The sequence below is a fragment of the Mucilaginibacter sp. R-33 genome (assembly GCF_049949235.1).
Lineage (GTDB): Bacteria > Bacteroidota > Bacteroidia > Sphingobacteriales > Sphingobacteriaceae > Mucilaginibacter.
In genome coordinates this window covers 4,567,234-4,579,281 of sequence record NZ_CP188089.1, presented here as the reverse complement: position 1 = coordinate 4,579,281, position 12,048 = coordinate 4,567,234, and the positions used below count along the sequence as shown (strand labels likewise).

The following is a 12,048-nucleotide window of genomic DNA, read 5'->3' as shown; positions in this document are numbered from 1 at the left end:
GTGTAGGGGATTTGAAGGGGACGCTATTCAGTTTCTTTTGATTTTATCTTCCCGCCAATCATAAAGGCCATTCTGCTCAAATACGCCTCCTATAAAAAACCTTGAAAGAAATTCGGAAAAAGAATTGGTTAACACAAAACCCCTTTCGTCCGGATAGTTTATTTGATAACAATTGTTTTCAGGATTGATGATCAATGCCCACGTGTCACAATAACACAAATATTCGCCAATGTATAGTATATTTTGCCCTCTATCGTGAGATAAAAGTTCATTAAGCGGAACGATACGAAACTGGTACTCGTCGGATATAAAACCGTTACTAAACTTATAAAATTGTTTAACATCGTTGGGCAACTTAACACCTGCACTATTTTCAAGCTCTGCTATCTGTTGATCGGTTGCACCCTCATATAACGTAACGTCGGTTTCATCTAAATGGCTTTTCAAATAATTGATAACATCGGATTGATTCAAAAAGATAGATTGCTTTGGTCATAATAACTCGTTATAATGTGCAGATAAGTTTAACAATATACTTAACAACAATCTAAATCCAGGTAAGGGGAATAAAGTTTCAACTCAATAATTGGCAAATGGCATAACTATTGATTAAATAATCTACATCAGTATGTAAAAAGCGTTATTCCGCCATAAAATTATGGTTAGGCACTATAAACATTATGCCAACGTTTTTTATGTTTACGCAAATCATTAGATATGAAAACTCTAAAAACACCTTTATTAGCTCTTGCAATAGCTGTTTTAGCTATCACTACCCAAGCCTGCAAAACCAAAAAAGCGGTTGTGCAAACACCACCGCCGGCCCAGCCAACACAACAAGCTGCAACACCTCCGCCCGCACCAAAACCGGCGCCAACCCCTCCGCCGGCACCTGCTCCTGCACCGGAGAAACCAGATTATAATTTCAGCAATATCCAGTTTGAGTTTAACTCAGCAGTGTTAAAAACTGCTTCGTACCAAACTTTAGATCATATTGTTAAAGAGCTGAAAAAAGACCCGTCGGCGAAATTCGTTTTAAATGGCAATGCTTCTGCCGAAGGTACTGCCGAGCATAACATGTCATTATCTGTAGATAGAGCAAACTCTGTAAAATTGTACCTGGTAAACAGCGGTGTTAATGGCGATAACCTTACTGTAAAAGGCTGGGGCGAAAGCAAACCGATAGCTGATAACACTACCGAAGATGGCCGTGTACTTAACCGTCGTGTTGAGGTTAAGCTGGCACAGTAAATAAAAATTTTCAATGGAAACCACAGGCAGCTCATTGGGCTGCCTTTTTTGTTAGATAAAATTATTCGGTACCGTTAACCAACTGAAAAATAGTGAATAAATGATGGGCCTCATGTAATACAAAAAACTCGGCCCATTTTAAGATGGTTAGCCTGCCATATTTAGGATGTACGCCAATGCACGATAATTCGCTGTCGCTAAGCCCCGATAACAGATCGATAATTGTTGTCCTGTCCGTATTTATCACGTCCAGCAGTTCTCTTAAACCCATTGATCTGAAAGGTATAAACTCAGGATCGAGATCTCCGGTGTAACGATCAAAAACAGGCGTATCTTTATTCAATATCAGGTGTATACGGTCTGTAAATATTTTCTGGTACCGGGCCAGGTGGGCTATGTTATCTAAAGCGCTCCATTTGCCGGGTACCGGTGGCGTAATTAATTTATCGTTGCTTATATAGGCAACCAATTGTTCTATGGTAAGATGCTGGGTTTTTAGTCTTTCGGAGAGTGATGTATATAAGCTCATATGCCTTACGGTTAATTTAAAAATTCATCACAAAAATGATACGATTTTACCAATGATTGAGCCGTTTTGTGTAAAATGATTGCTTTAATTTGGAATGTGTAATACTGTCCGTAGTGCTATATGTTCAGGCATAAAAGCCCCGGTCATTTTTTAACCTTCCTGCTTTATTAAAACGTAAATTTAACCGAACTGGCGCAGGTATTTTGATCACCTATGAATAAATATAAACTATATGCCGGTTTAGTTGGTGCCGGTGCAATAGCGCTTGTTTCAGTTGCGTGGCAAACTAAAGTCGTGAAGCAAGCTGGGCAGGCAAGGAGACGCCCGAATATTATCGTGATCCTGGCCGATGATATGGGTTTTTCTGATCTGGGCTGTTATGGTGGTGAGGTTAATACCCCCAACATCAATTACCTTGCTCAAAATGGTATCCGCTACAGGCAATTCTATAACACATCGCGTTGCTGCCCAACAAGAGCATCTTTACTTACCGGTTTATACAATCAGCAGGCAGGCATAGGCAAAATGACCGACGCCGAAGACGAACCCGGCTATCTCGGTCATATTACAGAAAATGCAGTAACCCTTGCCGAAGTTTTGAAATCCGCAGGTTACCATACCGCCATGTCGGGAAAGTGGCATGTGTCCAACACCAACGGACAGCCTAACGCGCAGGACCAGATGGCCTGGTTAAATCATCATAAAGACTTTGGCGATTTTTCGCCCATTAGCCAGTACCCAACCAGCCGCGGGTTCGAGAAATTTTTCGGAACCATTTGGGGCGTGGTCGATTTTTACGATCCTTTTAGTTTGGTTAGCGGTACTAAGCCCATTAAAACAGTCCCCAAAAACTACTATCATACAGATGCTATTAACGATACAGCGGTAGCTTATATCAAAGGCTACGCTAAATCGTTAAAGCCGTTCTTTTTGTACGTTGCCGAAAATGCACCGCACTGGCCGCTGATGGCAAAACCCGAAGATATTGCCAAATATAAAGACACTTATAAAGCGGGCTGGCAGGCTATTCGCGAAGCGCGGTATAAAAGAATGGTGAAGCTTGGCCTTATCGACCCTGCAAAAACGAAGCTGTCCGATCGCTGGAAAGGCGATCTACAATGGGAAAACAATCCTGATAAAGAGTGGGATGCCATGGCCATGGCTGTTCATGCCGCCATGATTGACAGGATGGATCAGGGTATTGGCCGCATTATTAAAACGCTGAAAGAAACGGGGCAGCTGGATAACACGCTTATCGTTTTCCTGTCGGATAATGGGGCAAGTGCTGAAAACTGCGCTGCTTATGGTCCGGGATTTGATCGCCCTAATGAAACCCGCGACGGACGGAAAATTGTTTATGCCACAAAGAAAGAAGCTTTGCCGGGCCCGGAGACTACTTATTCGTCAATCGGGCCGCGTTGGGCAAACGTAGCCAACACGCCGTATGAATATTGGAAAGCCGAATCATATGAAGGAGGTATTCATACACCGATGATCGCCTTTTGGCCAAAGGGGATTACTGCTAATAGAGGTGGCTTTAATGACCATGTGGGCCATGTGATGGATTTCATGAGCACTTTTGTTGAGCTGGCCGGGGCCAGATACCCTAAAACATATAAGGGGTACAACATTCTACCGACTACAGGTATCAGCCTGGTGCCAAGCTTTAAAGGAAAATATGCTCCGGGTCATGAGGATTTGTTTAACGAGCACTTCGGCGCGAGGTATGCGCGTTCAGGGAACTGGAAGCTGGTATCGCTGAGTAATGATACTACCTGGCATTTGTACGATCTGTCGCGGGATAAAACCGAAACTGCCGATCTGAAATCGAAATACCCGGAAAAAGTGCACCAACTGGATAGCCTTTGGCATATTTGGGCAAATACGCACCAGGTTTTTCCAAAGCCCGGAAATAAGAGTAAATAATAAAAAACCAACAATAAATTAAAACCAAAAGTAAAACGTAGTTTATGAACCGCATTTTTAAAAAAACGTACTTGCTTGTTTCCGGACTGGCAGCATCGTTTGTTGCACAAACAGCGCTGGCACAGGATAAGATGCCGTCTTATCCGCTGATCACGCACAACACTTATTTCAGCATCTGGTCAAACACCGATAAGTTAAATGAATCAACCACCAAACACTGGACCGGGAAAGACCAATCGTTACTGGGCCTCATTAAGGTTGATGGCAATTACTACCGTTTTATGGGCGCATCGGCCGTTAATTATAAAACCATTTTAGCAGCTACCGACGAAAAATCGTACAACAGCCAATACCTGGCCGAAACTGCCCCGGCAGCAGGTTGGGAAAAACCGGGCTTTAATGATCAGGCCTGGAAAAGCAGCGCTGCGCCATTTGGCGATGAACGTGCAAGCAAAGGCACCGAATGGAGAGGTAAAGACATTTGGGTTCGTCGCAAATTCAATATTGCCGAATTACCGAAAGGCCGTTTAATGCTGAAAATTTATCATGATGATGAAGCCGAAGTATACCTGAACGGCCAGCAGATTGCTGCCGAAGGTGGCGCTAACGGCGATTTTGAAACTGTTGCGTTGCCTGCCAGTGCAAAATCGAATCTGAAAGCGGGTGAAAACGTTTTGGCTATTCATTGCAAAAACACCGGTGGCGGCTCGTTTATTGATGCCGGTCTTGCTGAAGAAGTGTTGAGCAAGGATGACGAAGCCGTTAAACTGGCTGAGCAAACCAGCGTTAAAGTTACAGCTACCCAAACCGTATATAACTTTAAAGCAGGTGAGGTAAACCTGAAAGTTACGTTCACTTCGCCATTGGTTATGGGCGATTTGAAATTACTTACCACCCCGGTATCATACATCACTTACCAATTGAAATCAACCGATGGGAAAGCTCATGATGTTCAGATCTATCAGGGGGTATCAAGTAATCTGGCTGTAAATACACCATCACAGGAAGTTACTGCATCAAAATACAGTCAAAACGGCCTTAAGCTGTTAAAAGCCGGCACTGTGGAACAACCCGTATTACAGAAAAAAGGTGATAACCTGCGTATTGACTGGGGCTATGTTTATGTAGCTTCATCAACTGCCGGTGCTAAGCAATACATCACTCCCGAAGGTGATGCTGTTTCATCATTCCTGGGCGCCCAAAAAGGTGAAAATACGGCTACTGGTAAACAATTCATGTTAAGCACAGTATTACCATTTGGTAAAGTAACTGCTGCGCCGGTATCTAAATTTATTTCTGTTGGGTATGATGATATCTATGCTATCCAATATTTTAAAACCAATTTAAGGCCATGGTGGAGAAATACTCCAGGCGCTACTATTGAAGGCGTACTGAGCGATGCTACTAAAACCTACGCTAAAGTGATGGGCACTTGTGTAAAAACAGATGCTAAGATCTGGGCCGACGCGGTTAAAGCCGGCGGTGAAAAATATGCCAAGTTATGTGTAATGGCTTATCGTCAAAGTATCGCCGCACACCAATTGGTTAAAAGCCCGGAGGGTGAATTGCTGTTCCTATCTAAAGAGAACTTTAGCAATGGCTCAATCAACACGGTTGACATTACTTACCCTTCGGCTCCAATGTACCTGCTATACAATCCTGATTTGTTGAAGGGCATGATGAACGGCATCTTCTATTTCAGCGAAAGCGGTAAATGGAATAAACCTTACTCATCGCACGATTTAGGTACTTATCCATTGGCTAACGGCCAAACTTATGGCGAGGACATGCCGGTTGAAGAAAGTGGTAATATGATCATCCTTAACGCTGCTTTAGCAAAAGTTGAAGGCAATGCCAACTATGCTAAAAAACACTGGAAAACATTAACTATCTGGACTGAATACCTTGCTAAATCAGGTTTTGATCCGGGTAGCCAATTGTGTACTGATGACTTCGCCGGTCACCTGGCACACAATGCCAACTTATCAGTAAAAGCTATTGTAGCCATTGACGCCTACGGCGAATTAGCCGGTATGTTAGGTGATGCCGCAACAGCTAAAAAGTACAAAGCTATGGCTAAAGACATGGCTAAAAAATGGGAAGACAAAGCCAACGCGGGCGATCACTACGGCCTGGTGTTTGACAGCAAAGATACCTGGAGCCAGAAATACAACATGGTTTGGGATAAAGTGTTGGGCTTGAAATTATTCCCTCAAAAAGTGTACGATACCGAGCTTAAATACTATTTAGCACACCAAAAGGAGTTTGGTTTGCCGCTTGATAGCCGTAAAACCTACACCAAAAGCGACTGGATCCTTTGGACAGCAGCAATGGCCGATAACCAAGTTGATTTCAACGCTTTAGTTGCCCCGGTTTACAAATTTGCTACCGAAACTTCATCGCGCGTACCACTAAGCGACTGGCATGAAACTACCAATGGTAAAATGGTAGGCTTCCAGGCTCGGAGTGTAATTGGTGGTTATTATATGAAAACTTTAAGAGATAAATTGGCGGGTAATAAGCCTTGATGATGAGTGGTGCGGTGAAAACACCGACCACAGGCTAAAATATCAATTGAAAAAGGGGAGCCCGCTACGCAAGCTCCCCTTTTTTGTTAAAGTCTGGTCAAAGTTACGACCACTAAACTTCAGCCAGTAAGCGAAGGTCTTACCTTGTACTGATACAGCTTGTGGTCGGTGTTTTCACCATAGCCGTTAACCTAAGGATTTTAAAAAAGTTTTTTTGAGGAGTTATAAATGACGGGGCTTCGCCATTGGGCAAAACCACTTAGATTTTCCCATATTTGTATAGTTTAATATTTATTAAAAAGGCGGTTTGTTTTCGAGGCAATTACCGCCTTTTCTTTTATAAAAATAAGTTTTTTTTCGCGATAATCATTCATTTTAAGGGGAAAAGCGCCTTTTATTTTCGATCAAAGTACATTTGTTACTGATTATGCATCCGAACTACAAACCAGCATCCGCTCAGTTATAGACCCTGATAAACTTTCTGAATTAGCTCGAAAAAGTGGTTTCCTACAAAGGCAGTCCAAGCTAAAACCATCGGAGTTTATCGACACGTTGATGTTTAGTGATTTAGACCATAGCCAGCTTAGTCTGCAGGATTGCTGTAACGATCTGGCCCAGCAACATCAGAAATCTTTAAGTAAAGTTGGACTGCACAAACGCTTCAATACAAGAACGCTTGACTTTCTGAAATCGGTTTTGTCAACCCAAATGGCTTTAAAGCTGGATCATGGCCAGCTAAACAGCTGGCAGCCTTTTTCACGTGTGCTAATCGCTGATTCCTCTAAGTTTACGCTACCCGACCAATTCGCGGAAGATTATCCAGGCTTTGGAAACTTTGGAGTATCTTCTATTATGAACATTCAGTATTCTTTTGATTTGAAGCACGGGAACTGGGAGAACCTTGAATTAACAAAAGCAACTGAAAATGACCAAAGTCATTCGGGAAAGACATTAGACCGGATCTGCAAAGACGAATTGCATATCCGGGACCTGGGGTTTGTAACATTAGAATATCTTGCAAGAGTAATTAAGGAAGAGGCATTTTTCCTGAACAGACCTCACCCACAGGTAAAGTTTGTCCAGTGCAGCAATGGTAAGCAGATAGATTGGGTAAAGCTGTACCAAAAGATGCAGAATAATAATAATCATTTTGATACGGAGGTTATTGTTGGAACAGGTAAAGATGCCATCACTTGTCGCCTGATCGCTTTACCTGTACCGGAGGCGGTATGGTCAGAACGAATAAGAAAAGCTGAACAAAAAGCAAAAAGTCAGAAAAGTAAACTTACTGATAAGTACAAGACCCGTTGTAAATTCAGCGTATTCATTACCAATACAACGAAAGAATCCCTTAACGCGGCAGCTATTATTCAATTGTATCGCTTACGATGGCAGATTGAATTAGTATTCAAAACATGGAAATCGTTGTTCGGTATACATCAGATCAAGGCAGTTAAAAAAGACAGATTGGAATGCCAGTTGATCGCCAAATTCATATGGATATTACTCAACTGGAAGATCTTCCGATGTATCGATGCAGCTATTCAAAAGGGAGTGCCCGGATACGCTTGCTCTATGTGGAAGTTTTTCAAGCAGGCACGCCAGTTTGATTATGCATTAAGAAAAGTGGTAAAAAGCTCCATGAGCTTTGAACAGTGGTGCGAGATATTCATTTTCCCAATTATAAAAAACATGCTCATTGAACCTAAGAAACGGAAAAAAGCAGCCTTTGAGATTGTTTACGACATATTCAATCCCTTAGGTTAACGGATATGGTGTTGTCACCAACAACTTTTTTCTACATGTGTTCCATATAGTGCGTTATCAATTCATTGTCCTCATTATTGATATAGTACGAAGCTGATGAATGCAAATAATTTTCAGGTAATTGGCATAGCCCGGCTTTAACAGGGTTGTTGTGTATATAATCTAACTTTTGTTCGAGCACTGTGCGATTGTACATTGTTGCCTTATATGGTCGCCGTTCCCAAAACTGATACTCGCGATCGTTCTGAGTGCTTTTGTAATTGTCCAAACTTTGCGAGGTGTTTATTAAGCTAAACTTGAGTTGTTGCGCGGTAAATTTGCTGAAATGCTGTTGTACATTTTTGTTAAGCCAATGAGGTTGTTTGCACCACAAAATATGTACGTGATTAGGCATTATCACATAACCATAAAGCCATATCCTATTATTCTTTACTAAAAAGCTTAAACTGTCGATTACGATTTCTTTGTGATTATCCGGATCAAGTAAGGGTTGCCAGTTAAGGCAGGTTGCAGTAAAAAATTCTATGCCCTGATGCATTATTGATGTTTGTAATACGAATATAACGAATCATGTGGTACGGTGAAAACACCAACCCACAGGCTTTTGGGATTTTAATCGTAATACAGTCTATAGTGAGCATAGGTTGTAAGGAATCATATGGTGCGGTGAAAACACTGACCATAGGCTTTGGAGTTTTATGACTTCCGATAAGGTTGTAAATTTTGCATTGAATAATCAAACTATAGTGCACAGTCTATACAGCTTGTGGTCAGTGTTTTCACCGCACTACTTGCGCCATCCCCCCATCATTTTCTCCTAACATTATTTGATACTCAATAATTGGGTTTTATGATTACTTTCATGCTTCGTTAGCTATAATAAGTTCTATGCCGCTCCCCTTTAAAAAAATATTGGTTAAAACGCTTAAAATAAGCGCCATCACCGTTGTTAGTTTATTGCTGTTAATGTTCCTGTTGCCTTATCTTTTTCCCGAAACGGTAACGCAAAAGATAAAGCAATGGGCCGCAGGCAGCGTAAACAGCAAGCTTTCGTTTTCAAGTACGCGCTTGTCATTCTTTAAAAAGTTCCCGTCTCTAACCCTTACGCTTAATGATTTTGTGCTGAATGGCAGCACACCTTTTCAAAATGACACGCTGGTTTCTGCCAAAGAAATTTCGCTGGCTATCGATCTTTCTTCGGTTTTTAAAAGCAAGATCAACGTAAACAAGATCTATCTTGATCACGCGTTAATCAACATCCAGGTTGACAGTGCCGGTAAAGCCAATTATAATGTTTACAAATCATCTCCTCCCAAACAGGATAACACAGCGGATACCGCAAGCGCATCATTAGGCATAGAACAGATTTTGATAGACAAAAGCCACCTGGTTTATGACGACCGTTCGCTGCCCATGCAGATCAACGCGCGCGAGCTTAACTACAAAGGCAGCGGTGATTTAAGCAAAGATATCTTTGACCTTTATAGCCATGTGGACGCGGCGTCAGTAGATTTTTATTACGGTAACAAAGCTTACGTACTTAAGAAAAAAGTAAATGCAGATCTGGTTACCAGTATCAATACCAAATCATTGGCCTTCGCATTTCAAAAAAATGATCTGCTTATTAACAAACTCCCGGTTAAATTTAAAGGCCGGTTTGAGTTCCTGAAAGATGGTTATGATATGGATTTCAAGATCAGGAGCGATCAGAATGACCTTGGTGACGTTTTTACCGCCATTCCGGATGAATACGCCAAATATGTTGATAACATGGATATCAGCGGTAATGGCATCATCCAGCTTGATCTTAGCGGAAAGTACATCGCCTCAAAAAATATTATGCCCAACCTGGGTATCAGCATGAAAGTGCGCGACGGTTCCATCGTTAACAAAAGTACTCCTGCGCCGGTTAAAAACCTGTACCTGAATATGGATGCCAGTTTGCCTGGCCTCAACCCCGACAGTTTAAAAGTTAATATTGATTCGGTTTATTTTAATATTGGTAAGGACTACTTTGGTTCGGTGCTGAAATTAAAGGGAATCAAATCGCCATATATTTATGCTAAAGTGAATACCGAAATTGACCTGGAGCAATGGTACAAGGTTTTTGGTATTAAGCCATTCCAGGTAAAAGGAAGGTATGGTTTGCATTTACTGGCCGAGGGTAAGTACACCACCGGCATCAGGAAAACGGGACTAAGGCAAAAGATTGATACCGTGATAACCAGTATTCCCCAATTTAAACTCAGGTCAACTTTCAGAAATGGCTATTTTAAATACAGCAAGCTGCCGCAGTCTATCAACAATATTAGTTTTGACCTGGATGCCGCTTGTCCGGACCATAACATTGGCAATGCCACTGTGGATGTGCGCAACCTGAACATTAATGCACTTAATAATTACATCAAAGGCTATCTAAAATTAAGCAATAAAGCAGGCGCATTGATTGATGCCGGGTTGAATGCTAAATTCCGTTTAGATGATATCAAGCAGTTTTATCCGGTTGATAGTATTGATTTCCGCGGTGATTTTGATGCCAACCTGCAAAGTAAAGGCAGGTATATTCCGGCCCGCCGCATCTTTCCGGTTACCAATGCGGAGATCAACCTGAAAAACGGATATATTCAAACCAAGTACTATCCGCACCCCATGCAAAATGTGCAGGTTAGCGTAAACATTTTTAACAACACCGGCTCGTTAAAAGGGCTTAAAGTGAACATTAAACCGGTATCGTTCAATTTTGAAGGACAGCAATTTTTGCTGAGGGCTAACCTCCGTAATTTTGATGACCTTGATTATAACGTAACTTCACGCGGTAGCCTTGACCTTGGTAAAATTTATAAAGTATTTGCCATAAAAGGATATGATGTAAATGGTTTTGTAAGCACCAACTTTAAACTGAAAGGAAAGCAAAGCGATGCAACCAGCGGTCCTTATGACAAGCTGGATAACTCGGGCAGCATGAAGGTGAAGAATATCAAGCTTACAACTGAGCTATTCCCGAAACCATTTTTTATCACCAACGGCGTATTCAGCTTTAACCAGGATAAAATGAAGTTTGATCAGTTTAAGGCTAACTATGGTAAATCAATAGTAGTGCTTGACGGTGCTTTATCCAATGTGATAGGCTATGCCATGCAACCAAACTCGCCGTTAAAAGGTGAGTTTAATTTGAAGAGCGATTTGATCATTGCCGATGATTTTATGGCTTTTGCCGGTGTGCCTGCATCTGCCAAACCAACCAAATCATCGGGTGTGATATTGGTGCCCTCCAATCTTGATCTTAATTTTGCTGCTGATGTTAAAAAGATAAAATATAACGGTTTGGATATCAGTGATGCTAAAGGTGCAATGAACGTCACGAACGGGCAAATTGTACTTAAGCAAACCGGTTTCAGCCTGATAGGTGCTCCCGTAGATATGGATGCCACTTATGGCAGCATCAACCCGCAAAAAGCATTTTTTGATTACCATATCAACGCCAAAGAGTTTGACATTCAACGTGCTTACCGTGAGATCAAATTGTTTCATGATATGGCAACTTCGGCCGAGCATGTACAAGGTGTTGTATCTTTAGATTATAAGCTGGCAGGTAAGCTTAACAGCGATATGAAACCTGTTTATCCGTCACTAAAAGGCGGCGGTGTACTTTCTGTAAAACAAGTAAAAGTATACGGATTAAAATTATTAAGCGCGGTTGGCAAGCAAACCGGTCATGACAGTGTTGGACATGGTGATGTGAAAAAGGTTGATATCAAAAGTACCATAGCTAATAACATCATGACTATCGAGCGCACCAAAATGCGTATTGCCGGCTTCAGGCCAAGGTTTGAAGGTCAGGTAGGCTTGGATGGTAAACTAAACCTGAAATTCAGGTTAGGGTTGCCTCCTTTCGGCATCTTCGGTATCCCAATGACCATTACCGGCACCCAGGATAAGCCCATCATCCATTTGGGTAAAGGCAAAAAAGAAGATGAACTTAAGGAGACACAAGACGAAGACTAAGACTAAGAGTGTCTGATAGTCTGCCGATTTCATTTGCAAAAG

The 12,048-nt window shown here is 41.8% G+C and carries 8 protein-coding genes; 5 read left to right on the top strand and 3 right to left on the bottom strand.

The features are described from left to right. Positions 1-27 precede the first annotated feature (27 nt). The gene (locus ACP26M_RS18760; protein WP_426582256.1) at positions 28-474 is read right to left on the bottom strand and encodes an SMI1/KNR4 family protein; all 447 of its coding nucleotides are present in this window, start codon (positions 472-474) and stop codon (positions 28-30) included. A gap of 243 nt (positions 475-717) precedes the next feature. Here ACP26M_RS18760 and ACP26M_RS18755 point away from each other — a divergent pair, with 243 nt between their 5' ends. Beyond that, positions 718-1,251, top strand: coding sequence for an OmpA family protein (locus tag ACP26M_RS18755; RefSeq protein WP_090530934.1), 534 nt, complete (start codon positions 718-720; stop codon positions 1,249-1,251). 61 nt (positions 1,252-1,312) lie between these two features. On the opposite strand, the gene ACP26M_RS18750 is transcribed toward ACP26M_RS18755, so the two are convergent. Beyond that, positions 1,313-1,780: a DinB family protein gene (locus ACP26M_RS18750; RefSeq protein WP_426582254.1), complete on the bottom strand. Its 468-nt coding sequence runs from the start codon at positions 1,778-1,780 to the stop codon at positions 1,313-1,315. 213 nt (positions 1,781-1,993) lie between these two features. Between ACP26M_RS18750 and ACP26M_RS18745 the strand changes: the two genes are divergently transcribed. The 3 genes from ACP26M_RS18745 (at position 1,994) to ACP26M_RS18735 (ending at position 8,001) form a co-directional block, all read left to right on the top strand. Further along, entirely contained in the window at positions 1,994-3,706 is a 1,713-nt protein-coding gene (locus ACP26M_RS18745; protein WP_426582252.1) for an arylsulfatase, read from the top strand. A 44-nt stretch (positions 3,707-3,750) separates the two neighbouring features. Next, positions 3,751-6,234 (top strand): glutaminase domain-containing protein, encoded by a 2,484-nt coding sequence (locus tag ACP26M_RS18740; RefSeq protein WP_426582251.1) that lies wholly within the window; start codon positions 3,751-3,753, stop codon positions 6,232-6,234. Positions 6,235-6,606: 372 nt separating this feature from the next. Next, a complete protein-coding gene (locus tag ACP26M_RS18735) occupies positions 6,607-8,001 on the top strand; it encodes an IS4 family transposase (RefSeq protein WP_426589699.1) in 1,395 nt (464 codons plus the stop codon). Between the two features lie 31 nt (positions 8,002-8,032). Here ACP26M_RS18735 and ACP26M_RS18730 read toward each other — a convergent pair whose 3' ends face one another. After that, positions 8,033-8,539, bottom strand: coding sequence for an REP-associated tyrosine transposase (locus ACP26M_RS18730; RefSeq protein WP_426582250.1), 507 nt, complete (start codon positions 8,537-8,539; stop codon positions 8,033-8,035). Between the two features lie 350 nt (positions 8,540-8,889). Between ACP26M_RS18730 and ACP26M_RS18725 the strand changes: the two genes are divergently transcribed. Next, positions 8,890-12,006 carry an AsmA family protein gene (locus tag ACP26M_RS18725; protein WP_426582249.1) on the top strand — a complete coding sequence of 1,039 codons (3,117 nt, stop codon included), beginning with the start codon at positions 8,890-8,892 and terminating at the stop codon, positions 12,004-12,006. Positions 12,007-12,048: the final 42 nt, after the last annotated feature.